The following is a 20,089-nucleotide window of genomic DNA, read 5'->3' as shown; positions in this document are numbered from 1 at the left end:
ATGGCAGAGTCATTCCAGTTACGGGTCTATTCCTACCTCGACAGGATGCAGCCGCAGTTCGCAGCCTTTGTGGGGACAATCACCCAGGGAGACCTTCCCACGGCAGGCATGGCGGCGCTGTACATAGAAGTAGCTCCTGGCAACGAAGTTTTCAGGCTTGTCGATATTGCGGTAAAAACGACCGAAGCGCGCCCTGGTGCGCAGATTGTCGAACGCGAATTCGGCATGTTCGAGATACATTCCCATTCGCAGGCCGAGGTTCTTGAGGCCGGACACATCGTGCTCGACAGGCTTTCTCTGCATGAGGAAGAACGGATCAAACCGTTTATCGCCTCGGTGCAGGTTATCACCAATGTCGATCCGTATCAGGCCCAACTGCTTAACCGCTTCAGACGCGGCTCGATGATTGTGCCGGGCGAAACGATGCTCGTGCTTGAGTGCGCTCCCGCCGCATATATCAATTTTGCAGCCAACGAAGCTGAAAAAGGTGCTACTATCAAGCTTATCCATATCTCTTCAGTCGGTAGGTTCGGTCGCATGTGGTTGTCTGGAAGCGAATCGGAAATTCTGCAGGCTCGCGATGCTGCAATAAACGCGCTGGAATCGCTGAATGGTGTAGAAGGGCGATAGGATATGATTATCACCGAAGCGGAACTTCGCGAGGTATGGAAGAATGGCCACGGCACCATGCCGGAAATTCCTCCCGGCGCCCGCCTTACGCCGGCTGCAAGGGACTTCCTCGTTACCATAGGCTCTTCTGCGATTGCTAATCCGCAATCTGTTGAGACTGGTTCTGTTTCAAACAACGTTTCGGGCGGCTCGATGGAGCTTTCTGCTTCCAGAGGCCGCCTCATCCTGACTTCAACCGATATAGACGACATTCTCGCCGCTCATCCTGCAACGCTCATTGTTCACCCCGAGGTCACGATCACCGATGTCGCCCGCGATCGCCTGCGAAATGCCGGGATACGAATCATACCATTCGCCAGGGAGAAGCCTGCCGCGCCAGGACCAATCTCCTACAACATGACAGCACAGCCTCCTTCGGCCATGCTTGCGGCACAGGCTCGTGCCGGGCGTACCGAAACTGCTCCCCAAAATTCACGGAACGAACAGAATGACGAGACCTTCAATGCCGTCAAGAAAGCAGTCATGGCCAGACTCAACGGAGAAGTTGATGACTACCTTGTCGATGCAGTTCTGAAGCGGGTTCTCGGCACCTTGAAATGAGTGCCGAGGAAGGGCGAGCGCACGCTTTCCGAAGCGGGCAGCTTTCTCAGCCAATCATTACCAATCATGAATTGTAAAATTTGAGCTTTCTTTTTTGAGAAAATCGGTTTAATATAAGAAGGTCTGAAATATTCAGATACATCTATTCAAGGAGGCCTTATGAAAAAAATCAGCATCGTACTCATCGTCGCAATGCTGTCTGGTTCGATGGCTTTCGCTCAGGCTACCTCGACGCAGGACATGAATGCCCTCATCGCCGCCGCCAAGAAGGAAGGACAGCTGACTGTCATCGCCTTGCCTCGAGACTGGGTCAATTATGGCGAAATCATCGATACCTTCTCCAAAAAGTATGGAATAAAGGTGAACGAACTGAACCCGGAAGGGTCTTCCGGTGAGGAGCTTGAGGCAATCAGAGCAAACAAAGGCAACAAAGGTCCTCAGGCACCGGATGTCATTGATGTCGGCCTCTCGTTCGGCCCGCTCGCCAAGCAGGAAGGCTTGATTGCACCGTACAAAGTGCAGACCTGGGACTCGATTCCGAATGAAATCAAAGACAAAGATGGCTATTGGTATGGCGACTATTACGGTGTTCTGGCATTTGAAGTGAATGCGGATATTGTAAAGAATCTCCCCAAAGATTGGTCCGATCTTCTGAAGCCTGAATACAAAGGCAAATTTGCCCTCTCCGGCGATCCGCGCACCTCGAACCAGGCGATCATGACTATCGTGGCCGCATCCCTTTCGCAGGGCGGAAGCCTCACCAATATGGAACCTGGACTCAGGTTCTTTGACAAGCTCAATAAAGCCGGAAATTTCGTTCCGCTTATTGCAGTGCCAGGCACGGTAGCCTCCGGCGAGACACCAATTACTGTCCGCTGGGACTACAACGCACTTTCCAACCGCGACAAAAGCGCAGGCAACCCCAATATCGCCGTTATTATCCCTGAGACCGGTGTTGTCGCAGGCGTGTATGTCCAGGCAATCAGCGCATATGCGCCGCATCCCAATGCCGCCCGCCTGTGGATGGAGTTCCTCTATTCTGACGAGGGACAGATTCTGTGGCTCAAAGGTTACGGACATCCTGCACGGTTCAACGATCTCGCCAAGCGAAATAAAATCCCAGCCGATCTTGCGGCGAAACTTCCGCCTGCATCAGCATATGCGAAGGCCGTGTTCCCGACCATCGAAGAGCAGAATATTGCAAAGAAATATATTGCCGAGCAGTGGGACAATATCGTTAGAATCGATGTACAGAAGAGATAAACACAATGACTGACTCCTTGAAAAAGGAGCGGAGCAATCAGAAGGGCGCCGAACAGACCACTGGGGCCTCAGGCGCCCTTTCTTTGCACTCCGCTGCAAAATCGAACTGGAAAGATTGGCTCGGCCTTATTCCTTTTTTTCTTTTCATTTTTGCATTCATGGTAATCCCGGCCGGGTCTCTGCTTGTCGGAGCTTTTCAGAATCGTGATGGCTCTTTTACTCTTATAAATTTTTCGCATCTTCTCAAGCCGAATATCATCAGCTCATATCTCATCACTATCCGATTGAGTGCGACAACTGCGCTCCTGGGCGGTCTGATAGGTTTTTTGCTCGCATATGCGATAACCATTGGAGGACTTCCGGAGGGAGTCCGTTCCTTTGTGTCAACTTTTTCCGGAGTCGCATCCAATTTTGCTGGCGTTCCTCTTGCGTTTGCATTTATTTCCACGCTGGGCCGCGTCGGATTAGTGACGGTTATTCTCAAAACAGTGTTTGGTATAGATTTATACGAATCCGGATTCAATCTCTACAGTTTCTGGGGATTGGCTCTAACCTATATCTACTTTCAGATTCCGCTCATGGTACTGATTATCCAGCCAGCGCTCGACGGGATGAAGAAAGAGTGGCGCGAGGCTTCCGAAAATATGGGAGCTTCAACCTTTCAGTACTGGTTTCATATTGGAATTCCTGTACTGCTACCATCGCTTCTTGCTGCATTGATACTGCTGTTCGGCAATGCATTCGGAGCCTATGCCACCGCATTCTCCCTCACAGGCGGGCTTATCAATATTGTGCCGATTCTCATCGGCGCACAGATCCGCGGAGATGTGCTCCATGACCCGAACCTTGGCTATGCAATGGCGCTCGGTATGGTGCTTATTATGGCCATCACTATTCTTGCCTATTCATGGCTTCAGAAGATTTCGTCAAGGTGGGTAAAATGAGCAATGGAAAAACAGGGCGCAAAGCGCTTTCCTGGGTATGGCTTGTTCTGGGCCTGGCATATTTTTTTATTCCGCTGATTTCAACCTTTCTTTTTTCGCTTAAAGGCAAGAAAGGAGTCCTCAGCTTTGTCGCGTATCAGCATGTATTCGCCGATCCCAATTTCCTGAAAACATTCACCTTCTCTCTGCAGATGTCTATATATACCATTCTGGTTGGGCTTATCCTGATTGTCCCTACTGCCATCTGGATAAATCTCAAGCTTCCGAAGGTGAAACCTCTCATCGAGCTTTTCTCTCTGATGCCCTTCGTCATTCCGCCTGTTGTACTCGCGTTCGGGCTTATTAAATCCTATGCCAGGCCACCGCTCGCTCTCGTGTCAAGCCCGGCGCTTCTGGTTGCTGGTTATGTTGTCATTTCTTTTCCGTACATCTACCGCTCCATTGATACAGGTCTGACGTCAATAGATTTGAAAGTTCTCACTGAAGCAGCACAGAGCCTTGGTGCAGGATGGGGGAGCATTCTGTTTCGCGTTATTCTGCCCAATTTGAGGACTGCGCTTCTTTCTGCGATTTTCCTTACATTTGCAACCGTTATCGGCGAACTGACCCTGGCGGTGCTGCTCGCTTGGCCTGCATTCGGCCCTTACATGGCGCATGTTGGTCGCGACCTGGCCTATGAGCCTGCGGCGCTCGCAATTCTCAGTTTTATGATGACATGGGGATCGATCAGCATTATTCAGATCCTGAGCCGTGGGATACCTGGCTCCCGCTCCAATGTCGGCGGATTGCACTAATCTTTTCGAGGAGTCGATAATATGGGATTCATTGAGCTCCATGGAGTATCAAAAAGCTTCGGGAAAAATACTGTTGTCCGCAATTTGTTTCTTTCTGTGGAAAAAGGCGAGTTTGTGTCATTCCTGGGTGGATCAGGCTGCGGCAAGACAACTACGCTGCGCATGATTGCTGGTTTTGAAATCCCTTCTTCCGGGAAAATTCTTGTCGATGGAAAGGATGTATCGAATGTTCCCCCTGCGAAACGGAACCTCGGGATGGTTTTCCAGAATTATGCGCTGTTCCCGAACATGACAGTGAGGAAAAATATAGGATTCGGACTTAAGATAGCCGGTGTCTCTGCGCACGAGATAGAAAAGCGCGTCGATGAAATGCTTGCACTTATCCATATGGAAGAATTCGCCAACCGCTATCCTCACCAGCTCTCCGGTGGTCAGCAACAGCGCGTTGCACTCGCGAGAGCCATTGCGGTAAGGCCGAAAGCTCTTCTATTGGACGAGCCTCTGTCGGCTCTTGATGCTAAAATTCGCGTGCGTTTGCGAGACGACATTCGAGCGATCCAGCAAAAGCTCGGTATCACAACGATTTATGTCACACACGACCAGGAAGAGGCTATGTCGATTTCCGACAGAATCGCTGTTATGCGCAACGGCAAAATTGAGCAGATCGGCACCCCATTCGAAATATACAATAGGCCTGCGACAAGCTATGTTGCTTCATTTATCGGAACCCTCAATCTGCTGGAAGCCACTGTTGTCGATGCCAATAATGGCATTGTTTCCATCGGATCTATGAAGCTGAAAACCGCCAGCTCACTCGATAGAATGCAGGACAAGCCTGTAAAACTGACAGTCAGGCCAGAGGCGCTTTCTTTTGCAAATCCTGCAGACCCTGTGACAGCCGATACCAATGTGCTGTCCGGCACCATAGAAACGATAAAATTTCTCGGCTCTACAGTGCGTTATGTCATGAAATTCGGAGACACCTTCATGTACATGGATCGGTTCAACAATCCCCAGCTCGAGCTCCCCAAAAAAGGAGACCCGGTTTCGGTTATCTTCAGCAAAGAGGCATGCAGGATTTTGCCCGCAGATGAAGAATCGGCTAATTCACTGAAAGGTACTGAAGAAGAGCTTTGATGAAGGGCCATTGAGCCAGCCGCAGGGCCAGCACAATCTTAGGAACACATACTTTCCTCCGCCTTGACTTTCACGCAAAGTGCTTTACATTTAATTACAGGAGGATGAGCTTTGCAGACACAGCGTCCGGTCCTTGCACAACAGCAACAGCTTAAACTCAGCCCTCGGATGATTCAGGCAATTCGTCTGCTCGCGCTCCCGCTCCAGGAACTTTCAGAGCAAATCCGCCAGGAACTTGAAGAAAACCCCGCGCTCGAACTTCTGACCGATAATGCCGAGCTTTCGCTCGATGTAATGGAAGACAGCCTCGATACATTCAGAGACAGCGATGAAACCCTCCGGGAAGCCGAATACTCTGATGAAGCATTTGGATTCAATAACGATGAAAACGACCGAACCGCCATCATTGAACAGACCATCGCAACAGAAGAATCCTTGCAGGAACATCTTTCAGGCCAGCTAGGTCTGCTGCCATTGAATGATGCGGAACGCCAAGTCGCTGAGCGTCTCATCCAGAATACTGACGAAAATGGCTTCCATATTCTTCCGCCGCAGGAAATTTGTCCGGATTGCGAACCAGGTACCCTGGAGCGGATTCTCTCTCTCCTCCAGAGGCTGGACCCTCCAGGCACCTGCACTTCAGGCTATCGCGAAAGCCTGATTGTGCAAGCACAAATCGCAGCCAATGCTCCGCGCAAGACAATCGAAGTGCTCACCAGTCATTTTGAGGATTTGCAGACGCGCAATCGCAGCGCTATCAAAAAATCACTTGGTCTCAATGATCGTGAGCTCGATCATATTATCGATTTTATACGAACGCTCGATCCCTTCCCGGGCCGCTCTTTTTCACGGGCCAGACCACGGTATATTGTTCCGGATCTTGCGATGTGGCTCGAAGATGGTGAAATTAAAGTGCGCCTGAACGACGACATAGTTCCCAAGCTCGGCATAAACCGCCTCTATACTGAACTGGCTTCGCGCGCTTCACGAGGGGAAGCCGAAAAATTCGCTCGCGAAAAAGTCGAAAATGCACGATTTTTTATCGACAGCATAAAAAGGCGCAACGAGACACTGCTCAAAACCGCCTATGCCATCGCTGATGCCCAGAAAGCCTTCTTCGTAGGAGGCCCGCAAGCTTTGAAGCCTCTCACCCTTAAGGAAATTGCACAGAAAATCGAGGTTCACGAAGCAACGGTTTCCCGGGTCGTGAATGGCAAATATGTACAGACCGACTGGGGCACATTTGAGCTTCGCCGTTTCTTCACCAACGCCGTCAACCATGACAACGGCGAAAATATATCAAAGGAGGCTGCAAAAGCGCAAATATCCCAGATAATCGATGAACTTGCTTCGAGAAGAGAAAAAATCTCCGACAGAATCATTGCGGAAATCCTCGCCCGGCGCGGCATCAATGTAGCTCGCCGGACGGTGGCGAAATATCGCAGCGAGCTTGGCAAATAAGCCTGGTTATCGAGCCGGCTCATTATGCCGGGCCGCCGCGAAAGCGCAGGGCATAGCCATTGCGCCAGCATTTTTTCAGGAGGTCACCATGAAAATCGACGTTCGTTCCGTGCATTTCGATCTTAGCGATCAGAGCAGGCAGTATCTGGATACAAAAATCAGCCGGATCGATTACGCGAAGGACATGATCGTCGATCTCCTCTTTGTTTTTACTAAAGACGCAGGGCAGTTCCGTCTCGAAGTAACCGCCAACTTCCGGTGGGGCAAGCAAGCGCACATCGTCGAGACTTCCCTGGAACTCAATCCTGGCATCGATGTGCTGATTGACAAGCTCGATCAGAAAATAGTCAAAGAAAAAGAAAAAATTCAGGAAAAGAAGTAAGCAATCGGCGGCGGTTTTTTCTGCACCATAAGGCCAAAACAAGCTTGGGCATGGCATGAGGCCTTTCCAGACTGCCATAGCAGCCAGCAGAGAACCGCCGCATTTATTGTTTGATTTACCACAATGTACAAATGGTGTAGAATATTGTTGTGAAAGAACAAGAACCGGTCAATTTTACCGTTCTGGACATGCTCAGCCTGGAGCTCAAAGAGCAGAACGACCTTTCGCTGCGCTGTGTCGCAGGAAGGGCCGGCCTGTCTCGCGAGATCACCGTGCCGGACCTCAATCGGCCAGGTCTAGCGCTTGCAGGCTTTTACGATTCCTTCGCATGGGAGCGCCTGCAGATCTTCGGCAGGGGCGAAAGCGCCTACATCAATAAAATCGAAGCTGATGGAGTCGACGAGCCGATTTATGCAAAGCTGTTTTCGTATCAGATACCCTGCTGCATTTTTACCAATAATATTCAGCCTACTGCGCACTTCGCAGCGGCTGCGGATGCAGCAGGCTGCCCTGTGCTTATCACCACGCTGAGTTCGGTGGAATTCTCGATTCGTGTCATCAGGATTTTGCACGATATATTCGCCCCAAAAATTATCATGCATGGCGTCCTGGTCGAGGTTTTTGGCATCGGCATTCTGCTTCTGGGCGAATCCGGCGTAGGCAAGAGCGAGACAGCGCTTGCACTTATCGAGCGGGGACACAGGCTTGTCGCTGACGATGTCGTCGAAATCCGCTGTCTCAATGGCACGCTGCTCATGGGACAGGGCACGAACAAAGTCATCGGCCACCACATGGAAATCCGCGGCCTCGGTATTATCAATATAACCCACCTCTTCGGCGTCGGCGCCATTCGCGACAAAAAGCAAATCCAGCTCGTCATCCAGCTCGAAGACTGGGATCCAAACAAAGTCTACGACCGTATCGGCATGGACGAACTCACCATCGATATCCTCGGCGTCAAAGTGCCCAAGCTCGAAATCCCTGTAAAACCGGGCCGCAACATCCCCATCATCATCGAAACCGCCGCAATGAACGAGCGCCTCAAAAAAATGGGGTACCATAGCGCCCGCGAATTCAACCAGAACATCCTGCGCTGGCTCGAGAGCGAAAGTGCCCGCGCGATGTATTTTTCGCGGGATGATTACTGATTCCGCCCGCTAGTCTGCCTTGATTTGCTACTGCCTCAACTTGAGCCCATCATGTTTTAGAGCTTTTGCGCCTTCTGATCGAGCCCGTATTTCCTGCCAGAACATTTTTCGGGAACGTTCCCATTTTGCACTTGCATTCTCCAAATAATAGTGCTATAGTTGTTTTGGGAACGTTCCCATTATGAAGAATTCGAAGATTAGCATTTACGAAGTCGCGCGACTCGCTGGCGTCTCGAAAAGCACAGTGTCTCGGGTCATATCGGACCGCGGCGGTTCAGTCAGCCCGGAAACACTGGAACGGGTAAACCGTGCGATCGAACAACTCGGCTACCGGAAAAACAGCATCGCGGCAGGACTCAGAACTCGAAAGACCTACATAGTGCTCGTCATGATTCCTGATGTCGCGAACCCCTTCTGGTCCGAAATCGCACGGGCAGTACAAGACAAGCTCGAGCCAGAAAGCTATTCAGTGGTTATCGGAAGCACGTATTGGAGCGAGGAACGTGAAGCACGCTACTATGAGCTCGCTCAGATGTCCCGCTTTGACGGCGTGATCCTCAACAGCGTCACTGACAACATCGAACTCATCAAAAAGCTCGGCGTGCCGGCAGTGCTCATTGGCGAACGTGTTGCAGCGCAGAATATCGATACCGTGGGCACCGACACGATGCAGGCCACCAAGGTCGGCATGCAGTATCTCTATGACCTGGGGCATCGCAGGATAGCCTTGGCAACAAGCGAGCACGGGAGCGAGCGTTACCTGTCGCTGCGGGCGCGGGCGTACAAGGATTTCCTGCATGAAAAAGGCCTGCCGTTTGATCCCAGCCTCGTCTTTTCGGTCAATCTGAACGAGGAAGGCGGGCGTGAACTGGCAAAACGCTTCCTCGCCATGCCCGACTGGCGGAACCGTGCGGACAGTCTCTTCTGCGGCAACGATATCCTTGCTATCGCCGCAATGAGCGAGTTCAGAAAGTTCGGCATCATTCCCGGTATCGACATTTCCATTATCGGTATGGATGACGTGCCTGCAGCGTCCCAGACCTATCCTCCGCTGACGACGGTACGCAAGCCGAGAGAGCGTATCGGCCAGGCGGCAGCGGAATTGTTGCTCAAGCGCATGGAAAACCCGGCGGGACAGCCGGAAAAGCACTTGTTTCCGGGTGAGCTGGTTATACGGGACAGTGTCATCGACAGAAGGAAGCGATAATGAAGACAAGATCAGAGGTGCTGTCGGACAGAGCGACATACGAATCCAGAGCGATTGGCGCGTTCATCGGCCTTGCGATTGGCGATGCAGTCGGGGACCTTGGCAGGAGCCAGGAGCATCGCAACAAGTACGGGCTCATCACTAAGCTCCTCGATGACGGGAAAAGCACCGACGACACCGAGTTCGGGGTACTGACCGCACGGGCCTTGCTAGATACAAAAGGCGCGCTGACCTCGGATACGGCCGCATCCGCGTGGCGGCGCTACATTCTTGATCGCGGCGGGGCAAAGAAAAGGGCCGGTCGCCCGCTCTACGGCGCAATTGAGAATCTGTCCCGCGGCATGCAGCCACCACTGACCGGTAGATACAATGTCATGAATATCGACGACGGGGCGGCGATGCGCGCCAGTCCTCACGGGATTCTATGGGCGGGGGATCCGGAGCGTGCGGCGGCGTCAGCCGCTGCAGATGCCTGCGTGAGCCATGATGCCGATGGTATTTGGGCAGCCCAGGCCACAGCGGCAGCAGTTGCTATCGCGATAGCGAACGGCTCGGTAGATGAGATCGTGGAAGCCGCCAGGCGATGCTTGCCCGCTGGAAGCTGGATCGCCAGCGCTATGAATACCGCAATGGACATCTGCAACCGTCACCCGGACATCGAGGAAGCCTACGAGGAACTGCACACGAAGCTGTGGACACCGGAACATGCTGCAGCGCCGGAAGCGATCCCGCAGATGTTCGCTATTTTCCGACTGTGCGCAGGAGACCCACGCCGCGGCCTTTTGTGGAGCGCAAACTTCGGAAGGGACGCTGATACGATCAGCGGTCTGGTGTGCTCGCTATCGGGAGCGGTGCATGGAGCGGAAGCCTTCCCGACCGAATGGACAGAGAGCCTGCGCAAGCCATCCGGCACCTGCCTGGATTTCGCTGCAGAAGAGGACATTGTCTCGCTCGCCACGGAACTTGTGGCGCTTTCATGCGAGCTGGGAGCCTGAAGTATGGTCGCACTGGCGAAAAAGAAAGAATGGTCGCTGCTCCTCCTGCTGGCGCCCGCCCTCCTTTACTTTCTGATCTACCACTTCATCCCGATCTCAGGGATGGTCATGGCATTCCAGGATTACCGGATCTTCGGGAAGAGCCCCTTCGTGGGGTTCAAGCACTTCAGGATACTATTCGCGTCGCCGGCTTTCCTGCAGGTGCTAAGGAACACCCTGATCATCAGCTTCATGAAGATCGTGCTTTTCTTCCCCTTGCCAATCATCTTCGCGCTCATGCTCAACGAGGTCCGCTCGTCGATCCTGCGCAAGTTCATCCAGTCCACAACCTACCTGCCGCACTTCCTGTCCTGGGTTGTCATCGCGGGCATATGGATTGCCTTCCTTTCGCCGGCCAACGGCGGCCTGAACCAGCTGCGCGAAATGTTCAACCTTGCACCAAAGGATTACATGACGGACAAGGGAGCGATTCGCTGGGTACTCTTCGCCTCGGAAACATGGCGCAGCCTCGGATGGGATTCCATCATCTATCTAGCAGCTCTCGCGTCGATCAGCCCCAGCCTGTACGAATCAGCTGATCTTGACGGAGCTGGAGCCCTGCAGAAAATGCGGTATATCACCTTGCCCGAGCTGCTGCCCACTATGGTGACAGTCTTCATTCTCAACATGGGGTTTTTTCTCAATGCGGGCTTCGACCAAGTATTCAACATGATGAACGATTCGGTGATCAGCGTGGTCGATATTCTTGATACCTACGTCTATAGGATCGGCCTTCTGAACATGCAGTATTCCTTCTCCACGGCGGCGAGCCTGTTTAAGGGCGTCATAGGACTGGTGCTGATCCTTGCAGCCCACCAGGGTTCAAGAAAGATCACGGAAAAGGGCCTATGGTAAAGAAAGTGAAAACCCCTGCCGTCGAGCTCTTCTGGCGCTGGCTGTTCACGGCGCTGCTGCTTCTTGTCTGTGTCATCGTGCTCGTGCCGATGCTCAACCTGCTGGCGCTCTCGCTCTCGAATCCCGCAAGGGTTCCCGAGGTCCGCGGGCTCACGGTTTTCCCCAAAGGCTTCTCGCTCATCAACTACCGCGTGCTCGCCGCCAACCCCCTCTTCGTACGGAGTTTTCTCAACTCGGTATTCATCACCGTCGTCGGGACGGCCCTGAACCTGCTCGTGACATCGATGGCAGCCTTCGCGCTGACGCGGCCCAAGCTGCCGTTCCGCCGTTTCTTCATGGTACTGATCATCATCGTCATGATCCTAGAGCCGGCCCTGGTCACCGAATACCTGGTGATCAAGAAGATCGGGCTCATGAACAGCCTGTGGGCGGTTATCCTCTACAAGACCGTCAATGTCTACTACCTAATCATCCTGATGCGATACTTCGAGGAAATACCACCTTCGCTCATCGATGCGGCGCAGGTGGACGGCGCAAGCAACATGACGGTACTGCGCAAGATTGTCATGCCGCTTGCCAAGCCTGCGCTCGCCACGCTCGGCCTGTTCTACGGCGTGTTCCACTGGAACGAGTACTTCAGGGCAAGCATCTATCTCACGGACCCCATGAAATATCCGCTGCAGCTCATCCTGCGTCAGTTCGTGGTGCTGGACGATACAGCATCGCTCATAGGGTCGGGAACGCTCTTCAGCTACGATGAAGCGGCCCGCCTCAGCTATGACGCTCTACAGGCGAGCACGATAATCGTGGCGATTCTACCGGTTCTCATCGTCTACCCCCTCATCCTCAAATACTATGCGCGAGGTGTGATGGAGGGCGGAGTGAAAGAATAGGAGGTATCTATGAAAAAGCACAGTATTGTTCTGTGGCTCATGGTCGCGATGCTGGTCACTGGTGTCGCGCTGGCTGGCGCACAGCCGAAGGTGAGGCTCGTCCTCAAGGACCTCGATACGGATCCGAATGCAGCTCAGTTCATCCAGCTCATCGAGAAGGGCATGGCAGCTGCGGGCACACCGGTGAAGATTGAGATCGTCAAAGTCCCGTCTGGGAACTATGCCGAGAAAATCAGCCTGATGATTATGTCCGGCGATATTCCCGACATCATCTATTTCCAGGGCGGCGACGACAAGATTGCGATGCAGAACCTGCTCGAGGACCTGCGCCCTTACGTCGCAAAGTCGAAGTACATAAAGAATGTTCTCGATCCTCACAGCAAAACCAGGCTCGAGAGCTATCCCTACCTTGTCTGGGTGGCGCCGCCACGAGTCCGCGCGCCGGTAATCCGCAAGGACTGGTTTGACACGCTGCCTTCGGCGAAAGCTGTCGCTACGAATCCGACGGTCGACACCTACTATGCGCTGTTCAAGGACCTGGTCCAGAAGAAAGGAGCGAAGTTCGGCATTTCCATTACCGGCGCGACAAACGGCGTCGAGGAGCTCGATTCGATTTTCGATGGCGCGTTCGGCATCACCTCGACATGGATGAAAGGAGCGGACGGCCAGTGGGTGTACTGCAGGGTTACGCCGAACGAAAAGCAAAAGCTGGAATTCTACGCAAAGCTCTACAAGGAAGGCTTGCTGGACCCTGAATACCTGACAAAGAAATGGGATACCAAGGAACAGGTGTTCTATGAGGGCAAGGCCGGTATCATCGCCGGTGTGGCGCCCGGCAGTATTGACGTGTATGCCAACAAGATGATGAAGACCCAAAACACCACGCTCGTGCCGCTGCCGCCTCCTGCGGGGAAAGCGCAAGGACTTGGCCCATTTGTTGATGTGATCAAGGAATCACGTGGTTTTGCGATTCCTGTCACCTCGAAGGTGAAGGATGCAGCCTTTGCCGTGCTCGATTTCATGTGGAGCCCTGCTGGCCTCAAGATCGCGAAGCTGGGCATCCCGGGCCTCCACTATATTGAAGAGCCCAACCGTTATGTGCTCACGGACAAGTACGCCGAGTGGTACAACGGGTGGTTCGGCGATTCCTTCAACGGCTTTGTCCCCGACAAGCCGCTGAGCAGGCCGATCATGACCGAGGCCGCCGTGGAAGCCGGAAAACTCGCCGTGAAGTACATGATGCCTGACAAGACATTCCTCATCCCCGAGCAGTACATTGCTAACTGGGATGCAATGACAAACCTCTACAAGGAATACAACGCGGACATTGTGACCGGCAAGAAGCCCATTTCGGCATTCGACGAGTTTGTGCAGAAGTGGTACAGCGCGGGCGGGACCGAGCTGACGAAATATGCGCAGACGAAGCTGAAGTGATGCTTGTCTGTGCTGACTGATCCATCAAAACCAGGCGGAGGAGTGCCGCGCCCGTATCAAAGGACGAAAGCGCGGTACTCCCTGCCGCTCTTTCGATTGCGGAGCAACTATGCCGACTATCCCCTCTGATTACCTTGAGCGAGTCTACGCGGGACTGCTGGGAAAAAACATTGGCATACGCCTTGGCGCGCCTGTCGAACCGGCGATCTGGACCTATGAGCGTATCCGCGAAGTGTATGGCGACATCACATCATACATCAAACCTTACCGGAATTTCGCGGCGGACGACGACGCGAACGGGCCTGTATACTTCGTGCGGCCGCTGCTTGAAAAGGTGGAGCGCCTAAGGAACAAAGAGGGGGGCTGGCTTGGGAGCCTGCCTCAGAGCGCCGTTGGTGCTGGAGAAGGGAATCCTGTCGCGCCTCTTGCCATTGAGCCATCCGAGGTCGCCCGTGCCTGGCTCGATTATTCGCGCGAAGGCGTTGGCATGTTCTGGTGGGGAGGCTATGGCCGGAGTACCGAGCACACTGCCTATCTCAACCTCAAACATGGTGTGCCTGCTCCCGAATCCGGCTCCATTGCACGAAACGGCAAGGTGACTGCCGAACAGATCGGTGGCCAGATTTTCATCGATACATGGGGGCTGGTGTGGCCGAGCAACCCGGAAATGGCTGCTGAATATGCGGTACGCGCCGCGTCAGTGTCACATGATGGCGAAGGCTTGCACGGCGCGCGGTTCATTGCAGGCTGTATCGCCGCAGCATTCCGGGAAACCGATGTGGAAGCGGTGGTCGGTGCAGGCAGGGCAATGTTGCCAGCGGATTCTGCTTACGCTGCTGTGGTAGATGCAGTCCTGCGCTTTCATGCGCAGCATCCCTCCGACTGGCGTGCCTGCCAGGAATACCTGCTAGCCGAATGGGGTTATGACAAATGGCCTGGCCTCTGCCATATCATCCCGAACGCAGGCGTGTGCGTACTCGCACTGCTCTATGGTAAGGGCAGTTTCGCGCGGACGGTCGAAATTGCGACAATGTGCGGCTGGGATACCGACTGTAATGCGGGAAATGTGGGTACCATTGCAGGAGTTCTGTACGGTCTTGATGCCCTGCCGGCACACTACCGCGCGCCGGTCAACGACAGCATCGTGCTCTCCGGGCTACCAGGCACACTCAATATCCTCGATATCCCGACTTTCGCGAAAAGGGTTGCGGAAGCTGGCTACATGCTCGCGGGTGAGGCTGTGCCGGCATCCATCACTGAAGCCCTGCAACGCGGCGATGGAGAGCGGGCGATCTGGTTCGATTTCGTTCTGCCAGGCTCGACGCACGGTATGCGCGTCTCGGATCCAACCAGGTTCGCGGCGCGCCACAGGAGCGGCGCCCTTGAGTTCCAGTTCGAGCGGCTCGTCAAAGAAGAGAGCGGGAAGCTCTTCTTCAAGCCTTTCTACCGCAGGGACGATTTTGACGACGAACGATACAACCCTATCTTTTCACCGATTGCCAGGCCCGGCCAGAAGGTGCGGATCGAGTTCATGCTCGAGCGATGGGAGGGACAGAGCATCGGGGTCGAAGGCTATGTGCGCGATACTTTCACACGGCAGGATATCATCACGACTGGCACTATCTTCCCGCAGGAAGGCGAGCCCTGTCGCCTCGATTTTCAGATTCCCTCGCTGGATGGCTCGTTTCCTGATGAAATCGGCTTGAAAATCACGAGCTTCTCGGGCAAGGGGAAACGGGATTCCGGCAGGCTTTTCATCCGGCATTTCTCTATTGAGGGGAAGGCTTCCTACACAATCGATATGGCAAAGCAATCGGTCGAGTTCGGCTGTGTGACCCCCTTTTCGCATGATGGTGGCACATGGAGCATCGAGAGTGGCAGGCTGCACCTTATGACCCCAGTCCAGGCTGCATCCTACACGGGTGGCTACCGGGTCGGTGATCAGCGGATAACGGCACAGGTGCGCCCTATCGCCGGTGATTGCCACATGCTCTTAGTGCGCACACAGGGCGCTACGCGGGGGTATTGGGCCGGATTCGATGGCCCAGGCCATGTCGCCATCTACAAGAACGATGCTGGTTTCACAAGGCTCGCAAATGCCGAGTATTCATGGCAGGCAGGCAGGGACTATGTGATGGCCCTCGAAGCAATTGGCTCATCGATCTGCTTGTCCATTGACGGGGAGAAGGTGCTCGAAATTGACAATGACAGATTTGACAGCGGTATGCTCGGCTGCGGCACGCTCCGCGCTTCAAGGGCGCTGTATGGCCCATTCACGGTGGAAGAGCTATGACGGAATACACACCATCCACAGCCGGCACGCTTTCCAAGTCGGATTGCCTTGTGGTGTACAGGCCCTCTAAAGAGCCTGTTTCTGTTACGGTTCGCTCGAGCGTCGGTAGACTGTTCGGCAGGTCAATCGAAGACACTGCGAAGAGTATGCTCGGAGTCTTCGGTGTCAAAACCGGTTTGCTCGAGATCGAAGATGATGGTGCTCTCAACCTTGTGCTTTCGGCGAGGATAGAGACCACTCTGAGGCTGGCTGGATTCGAACTGAATATCTCACTGCTAGAAAGGGACAGAACCTTTAGCGCAGCCAAAATCCAAAGAGAACCGTCAGCCAAGCAGCTCCCGCGGCGTGCCCGCCTCTATATTCCGGGCAATCAGCCGAACCTCATGATTAATGCCGATTTGTTCGGTGCGGATACCCTCATATTCGATCTCGAGGACTCGGTTCCTCCGGAGCGAAAACTCGAAGCGCGCATCCTTGTGCGCTATATGCTTTCCGATACCCACCTCTTCCGGGAGAGCGAGCTCGCTGTCCGCATCAATCCAATCGACAGCTCCTGCGGCAGAGAGGATCTCGAGGAAATCGTTAACAGTCGGCCGCAGGCAATCGTTCTGCCAAAGTGTGAGTCCGCACGCGACATCCAGGTACTGGATGCAGAACTCGCGAGGCTTGAAGCGCGCGAAGGCCTGCCTTTGGGCTCGATTCTTATTCTCCCGCTTATCGAGACCGCTGCTGGTGTACTGGCAGCAAAAGAAATAGCAGCAGCTTCGCCGCGCAACGCAGCACTCTGCTTCGGCTATGAGGACTTTATAAGCGATATACATTCAAGCGCTGGAGAAAGAAGCCTGCGCTCTGCCAGCACGCCAGCAAATCATGATGGAGAAATGCCTCATAGCTCATCCCAGCCCGAGGCACTCCTTGCAAAGCAGATGATTGTGCTTGCAGCGCGTGCAGCGGGAATAGACCCGCTCGATTCCGTAATTTCGGATACCGAGGACAAAGAAGCCCTTAGGAGTTCCTGCGAAGAAGCTCGTATGCTCGGCATGTCGGGCAAGGCGGTGATCCATCCAGTGCAGATACCTGCCGTCAAGAGCGCCTTCCACCCTTCGGAAGAAGAAATCATGCAGGCGAAAGCTATAGTCGAAGCCTACGAGCGCTCTGTGGTGGAGGGCAAGGGAACTGCAGCGCTCGGTGACACCATGATCGATGTGCCGGTCGTCGAGAGAGCTAGGCGGCTATTGAATGACTATAGGATCGGGGACTGATATGGAATGGAAGACCAATGCGCTCGGACGCGCAATCCCGCTCGAAATAGAGGGCAGAAAACTCGTGCCCTTTGCTGGCGCTTTTGCTGATCCGACAGGTGCAGCAATTGCTGCAAGCAAAGACATTTCCACGCAATCGGGCAAGAAAAAATTGCGCCCTGTCCCTTGGCGAGGCAAGCCAGACAAGTTGACGAAAAGCTGGGATGACCTGTTCGACCGGCTAGATATTCATGATGGAGCTACGATTTCCTTTCATCATCATCTGCGCGATGGCGATGCGATAGTGCTTGAGGTAGTCAAGCGACTGGCAGAGCGTGGGATTCGCAATCTCACGCTCGCGCCTTCTGCCCTTTTTTCGGTCCACGACGCACTGGTTCCCTATATCCGCGCAGGTGTCATAACAAAAATAGAAGGTTCAATGAATGGAGCGGTCGGCGCAGCCTGCTCTCGCGGAGAAATGCCAAAGACCTGCGTGCTCCGTTCCCACGGCGGACGCCAGCGCGCTATCCAGGATGGAGACCTTAAAATCGATGTCGCCTTTATCGCCGCGCCCTGCGCGGACGCATTCGGGAACGCAAACGGCCTTTACGGAAAATCGGCATGCGGTCCGCTCGGCTATCCGAAACCGGATTCCGAGTACGCAAACAAAGTCACCGTAATTACCGACAATCTTGTGTCCTATCCCTGCCTTCCATGGGCAATCTGCGGATCGAATGTCGATTACGTGCTCCAGGTGGAGAGCATTGGTGACAGCTCAAAGATTGTCTCGGGCACGACACGCCTGACCAGGAGCCCCACCCAGCTGCTCATCGCAGACCTTACTGCCCGCTTTATCGAAGCAGCCGGACTCATGCATGAAGGTTTTTCGTTTCAAGCAGGAGCGGGCGGCATTTCGCTCGCTGCGACGGTCTTTCTTGCAGAGCGCATGCGGCGCGCTGGTGTGAAAGCTTCCTTCGCGCACGGCGGAGCGACGAAAGTCCTCGTCGATCTCCTCAAGGAAGGCTTGCTGAGCTCCATCGTCGACTTGCAGAGCTTCGATCTCGACGCGGTACGCTCCTGCGCTGAGAATCCCTCGCATGTCGCTTCGGACCCTTTCATCTCCTACGGACCCCGCTCAGCGGGCTGTGTTGCCAACATGCTCGATGTGGCGATCCTAGGCGCCACCGAGATCGACCTTGGATTCAATGTCAACGTTGTCACGCATTCAGACGGCCTGCTGCTGCATGGAATTGGCGGCCACAGCGATGCCGCGGCCTCAGCCGGTTGCACCATCATCACGGCGCCGTCCTTCCGGAAGCGCATCCCAATCGTCAGGGAAGAAGTAACCACTGTAACCTGTCCTGGCGAAGTGGTTGATGTCCTTGTGACCGAGCGCGGCATTGCCATCAATCCCCGTCGCGAAGACCTCCTGGAAAGAGCAAAAAAGGCCGGCCTGCCCTGCATAAAAATTTCGGAGCTCCTCCACGATGTCCGAGAAATCACTGGGGCGCCAGAGCTTCCTAGGTTCAAGGATAGAGTTGTTGCGATGATCGAATGGCGTGACGGAAGCATTATCGACGTAGTAAGGGAAATCGAGAGCATATAGCATATTTTGCAGAATGAACCGGTTATCCAGCAGCTTCAATTCTGAAAGACATCCGTTCCTCGTGATGCCTCATCATAAAACCTAACCGTTATGCAATGGATGCCTCATTGAACGCGGCAGCACTTCCAGAGTATCATATTGCCTAAATTCATTCCGGGAGCCTGTATGGTAGAGCTTGAAACAACTATAAAAAATCGTGCCGGCATTCATGCCCGCCCATCTGCACTTATCGCGCAAACCGCAATCAAGTTTGCATCCCGCGTCTATCTCGAAAAATCAGGCAACCGAATCAATGCCAAATCCATAATGGGCATCATCACGCTCGCCGCCAGCTTCGGCACAAAAATCAAGATCATCACCGAGGGACCGGACGAACAGCAAGCAGCAGAAGCCATCAAGGCGCTTTTCGAATCCGGATTCAACGAAGAGCTGGGCTAATTTTTGTAGTGCTTCCAACCTTGTGCCAAGCAAGCAGCGCGCACCACCAAGCCAGCACCTCTCTCTTCCTTATCTTCCCTTCAGATGCGCGAGACCAGCGCATCCTTCTTTCCTAACGCCCGAAGCTTTTTATGCAAGCGCATACTTCGGAATGTACTCAGCCTTTGTTTTCCCTGGCGTCTTCCAGCGCTTCTCCCAGGTCCGTCGCATCGTCTCGGAGAGCGTGCAGCGGCTCAAGAATGCCCGTATTCCACCAGTGAGCGCCTGCACAAAGTGCTGCACAAGCTGCACCGGAATCCCCGCTGCCTCAGCATGCGTACGAGGATGCGCTCCTTTATGTGCACGAATACGAAAGGGCTTGAGGTAGTTGTGGCCAAGGAGGTACAAGCTTAGGCGCATCATGCCGTTTGCGACATTGCGGTTGAAACAGACTGTTTCCCGGTGGTGGTGCGCGAGGTCTTTGCGCAGCTCCCGGTCGATGTAGTTGGAAGAAAAAAGGGGATTGCTGAGCGTCCGGGGCAGCTTCGAGCTGATCGTCCAGTGGACGAGGCGGGTGTGTTCAGTCTGCGTGCGGAAGGCTGCAAGCCTCTGGAGCACGCGCTGATAGTCGGGCTTTTCATCGGTGATGAGCACAAAGGGCCGGTAGGGAGCCGGTGGCTGCAGCTGCAGGGCGCGTACGAGGGTTTCGCGGAAGGAGCGGGCGAGTGCGCCGCGCTCTAAGGGGATACG

19 protein-coding genes are annotated in these 20,089 nt (G+C 54.1%); 18 read left to right on the top strand and 1 reads right to left on the bottom strand.

Going from position 1 to position 20,089, the window contains the following annotated elements:
- From GAP13_RS04615 to GAP13_RS04530, 18 genes are all read left to right on the top strand, one after another.
- The gene (locus GAP13_RS04615; RefSeq protein ID WP_158906668.1) at positions 1 to 630 is read left to right on the top strand and encodes a hypothetical protein; all 630 of its coding nucleotides are present in this window, start codon (positions 1 to 3) and stop codon (positions 628 to 630) included.
- 3 nt (positions 631 to 633) lie between these two features.
- Positions 634 to 1,230 carry a hypothetical protein gene (locus tag GAP13_RS04610; protein WP_158906666.1) on the top strand — a complete coding sequence of 199 codons (597 nt, stop codon included), beginning with the start codon at positions 634 to 636 and terminating at the stop codon, positions 1,228 to 1,230.
- Positions 1,231 to 1,389: 159 nt separating this feature from the next.
- Positions 1,390 to 2,493 carry an ABC transporter substrate-binding protein gene (locus GAP13_RS04605; protein WP_158906664.1) on the top strand — a complete coding sequence of 368 codons (1,104 nt, stop codon included), beginning with the start codon at positions 1,390 to 1,392 and terminating at the stop codon, positions 2,491 to 2,493.
- A 5-nt stretch (positions 2,494 to 2,498) separates the two neighbouring features.
- On the top strand, positions 2,499 to 3,437 hold the full coding sequence (locus tag GAP13_RS04600) for an ABC transporter permease (RefSeq protein WP_158906662.1): 939 nt from the start codon (positions 2,499 to 2,501) through the stop codon (positions 3,435 to 3,437).
- Positions 3,434 to 4,231, top strand: coding sequence for an ABC transporter permease (locus GAP13_RS04595; RefSeq protein ID WP_158906660.1), 798 nt, complete (start codon positions 3,434 to 3,436; stop codon positions 4,229 to 4,231). Before GAP13_RS04600 ends, GAP13_RS04595 begins: the two co-directional genes overlap by 4 nt.
- Positions 4,232 to 4,252: 21 nt before the next feature.
- Positions 4,253 to 5,368, top strand: a complete 1,116-nt coding sequence (locus GAP13_RS04590; RefSeq protein ID WP_158906658.1) for an ABC transporter ATP-binding protein — start codon at positions 4,253 to 4,255, stop codon at positions 5,366 to 5,368.
- Positions 5,369 to 5,479: 111 nt separating this feature from the next.
- On the top strand, positions 5,480 to 6,829 hold the full coding sequence (gene rpoN, locus GAP13_RS04585; RefSeq protein ID WP_158906656.1) for an RNA polymerase factor sigma-54: 1,350 nt from the start codon (positions 5,480 to 5,482) through the stop codon (positions 6,827 to 6,829).
- A gap of 88 nt (positions 6,830 to 6,917) precedes the next feature.
- Positions 6,918 to 7,211, top strand: a complete 294-nt coding sequence (locus GAP13_RS04580) for an HPF/RaiA family ribosome-associated protein (RefSeq protein ID WP_158906654.1) — start codon at positions 6,918 to 6,920, stop codon at positions 7,209 to 7,211.
- 188 nt (positions 7,212 to 7,399) lie between these two features.
- Positions 7,400 to 8,359: an HPr(Ser) kinase/phosphatase gene (gene hprK / locus GAP13_RS04575; protein WP_158906730.1), complete on the top strand. Its 960-nt coding sequence runs from the start codon at positions 7,400 to 7,402 to the stop codon at positions 8,357 to 8,359.
- A gap of 181 nt (positions 8,360 to 8,540) precedes the next feature.
- A complete protein-coding gene (locus GAP13_RS04570) occupies positions 8,541 to 9,566 on the top strand; it encodes a LacI family DNA-binding transcriptional regulator (RefSeq protein ID WP_158906652.1) in 1,026 nt (341 codons plus the stop codon).
- Entirely contained in the window at positions 9,566 to 10,561 is a 996-nt protein-coding gene (locus GAP13_RS04565; RefSeq protein WP_158906650.1) for an ADP-ribosylglycohydrolase family protein, read from the top strand. The genes GAP13_RS04570 and GAP13_RS04565 overlap by 1 nt, the downstream gene beginning before the upstream one ends.
- A gap of 3 nt (positions 10,562 to 10,564) precedes the next feature.
- Entirely contained in the window at positions 10,565 to 11,455 is an 891-nt protein-coding gene (locus tag GAP13_RS04560) for an ABC transporter permease (RefSeq protein ID WP_158906648.1), read from the top strand.
- Complete coding sequence (locus tag GAP13_RS04555; RefSeq protein ID WP_158906646.1) at positions 11,449 to 12,348, top strand: carbohydrate ABC transporter permease; 900 nt, start codon at positions 11,449 to 11,451, stop codon at positions 12,346 to 12,348. Before GAP13_RS04560 ends, GAP13_RS04555 begins: the two co-directional genes overlap by 7 nt.
- A gap of 9 nt (positions 12,349 to 12,357) precedes the next feature.
- A complete protein-coding gene (locus GAP13_RS04550; RefSeq protein WP_158906644.1) occupies positions 12,358 to 13,782 on the top strand; it encodes an extracellular solute-binding protein in 1,425 nt (474 codons plus the stop codon).
- A 109-nt stretch (positions 13,783 to 13,891) separates the two neighbouring features.
- The gene (locus GAP13_RS04545) at positions 13,892 to 16,075 is read left to right on the top strand and encodes an ADP-ribosylglycohydrolase family protein (protein WP_158906642.1); all 2,184 of its coding nucleotides are present in this window, start codon (positions 13,892 to 13,894) and stop codon (positions 16,073 to 16,075) included.
- On the top strand, positions 16,072 to 17,337 hold the full coding sequence (locus GAP13_RS04540; protein ID WP_158906640.1) for an aldolase/citrate lyase family protein: 1,266 nt from the start codon (positions 16,072 to 16,074) through the stop codon (positions 17,335 to 17,337). The genes GAP13_RS04545 and GAP13_RS04540 overlap by 4 nt, the downstream gene beginning before the upstream one ends.
- Positions 17,315 to 18,922, top strand: a complete 1,608-nt coding sequence (citF, locus tag GAP13_RS04535; protein ID WP_222126147.1) for a citrate lyase subunit alpha — start codon at positions 17,315 to 17,317, stop codon at positions 18,920 to 18,922. The genes GAP13_RS04540 and citF overlap by 23 nt, the downstream gene beginning before the upstream one ends.
- A gap of 165 nt (positions 18,923 to 19,087) precedes the next feature.
- Complete coding sequence (locus tag GAP13_RS04530) at positions 19,088 to 19,360, top strand: HPr family phosphocarrier protein (RefSeq protein ID WP_158906638.1); 273 nt, start codon at positions 19,088 to 19,090, stop codon at positions 19,358 to 19,360.
- 129 nt (positions 19,361 to 19,489) lie between these two features.
- Here GAP13_RS04530 and GAP13_RS04525 read toward each other — a convergent pair.
- Positions 19,490 to 20,089: hypothetical protein (locus tag GAP13_RS04525; protein WP_158906636.1), on the bottom strand; the 600-nt coding region annotated here is incomplete at its 5' end.

Origin of the sequence: Rectinema subterraneum (assembly GCA_009768935.1) — a bacterium.
GTDB classification, from domain to species: domain Bacteria; phylum Spirochaetota; class Spirochaetia; order Treponematales; family Rectinemataceae; genus Rectinema; species Rectinema subterraneum.
The sequence above is the reverse complement of the archived record's forward strand: the minus strand, read 5'-3'. Positions and strand labels throughout refer to the sequence as shown.

What these genes read in the sequence shown, in the direction of transcription:
- GAP13_RS04615 (WP_158906668.1), top strand. Translation starts at nt 1, where the DNA reads ATGGCAGAGTCATTCCAGTTACGGGTCTATTCCTACCTCGACAGGATG.
- GAP13_RS04610 (WP_158906666.1), top strand. Translation starts at nt 634, where the DNA reads ATGATTATCACCGAAGCGGAACTTCGCGAGGTATGGAAGAATGGCCAC.
- GAP13_RS04605 (WP_158906664.1), top strand. Translation starts at nt 1,390, where the DNA reads ATGAAAAAAATCAGCATCGTACTCATCGTCGCAATGCTGTCTGGTTCG.
- GAP13_RS04600 (WP_158906662.1), top strand. Translation starts at nt 2,499, where the DNA reads ATGACTGACTCCTTGAAAAAGGAGCGGAGCAATCAGAAGGGCGCCGAA.
- GAP13_RS04595 (WP_158906660.1), top strand. Translation starts at nt 3,434, where the DNA reads ATGAGCAATGGAAAAACAGGGCGCAAAGCGCTTTCCTGGGTATGGCTT.
- GAP13_RS04590 (WP_158906658.1), top strand. Translation starts at nt 4,253, where the DNA reads ATGGGATTCATTGAGCTCCATGGAGTATCAAAAAGCTTCGGGAAAAAT.
- GAP13_RS04580 (WP_158906654.1), top strand. Translation starts at nt 6,918, where the DNA reads ATGAAAATCGACGTTCGTTCCGTGCATTTCGATCTTAGCGATCAGAGC.
- hprK (WP_158906730.1), top strand. Translation starts at nt 7,400, where the DNA reads ATGCTCAGCCTGGAGCTCAAAGAGCAGAACGACCTTTCGCTGCGCTGT.
- GAP13_RS04570 (WP_158906652.1), top strand. Translation starts at nt 8,541, where the DNA reads ATGAAGAATTCGAAGATTAGCATTTACGAAGTCGCGCGACTCGCTGGC.
- GAP13_RS04565 (WP_158906650.1), top strand. Translation starts at nt 9,566, where the DNA reads ATGAAGACAAGATCAGAGGTGCTGTCGGACAGAGCGACATACGAATCC.
- GAP13_RS04560 (WP_158906648.1), top strand. Translation starts at nt 10,565, where the DNA reads ATGGTCGCACTGGCGAAAAAGAAAGAATGGTCGCTGCTCCTCCTGCTG.
- GAP13_RS04555 (WP_158906646.1), top strand. Translation starts at nt 11,449, where the DNA reads ATGGTAAAGAAAGTGAAAACCCCTGCCGTCGAGCTCTTCTGGCGCTGG.
- GAP13_RS04550 (WP_158906644.1), top strand. Translation starts at nt 12,358, where the DNA reads ATGAAAAAGCACAGTATTGTTCTGTGGCTCATGGTCGCGATGCTGGTC.
- GAP13_RS04545 (WP_158906642.1), top strand. Translation starts at nt 13,892, where the DNA reads ATGCCGACTATCCCCTCTGATTACCTTGAGCGAGTCTACGCGGGACTG.
- GAP13_RS04540 (WP_158906640.1), top strand. Translation starts at nt 16,072, where the DNA reads ATGACGGAATACACACCATCCACAGCCGGCACGCTTTCCAAGTCGGAT.
- citF (WP_222126147.1), top strand. Translation starts at nt 17,315, where the DNA reads ATGACTATAGGATCGGGGACTGATATGGAATGGAAGACCAATGCGCTC.
- GAP13_RS04530 (WP_158906638.1), top strand. Translation starts at nt 19,088, where the DNA reads ATGGTAGAGCTTGAAACAACTATAAAAAATCGTGCCGGCATTCATGCC.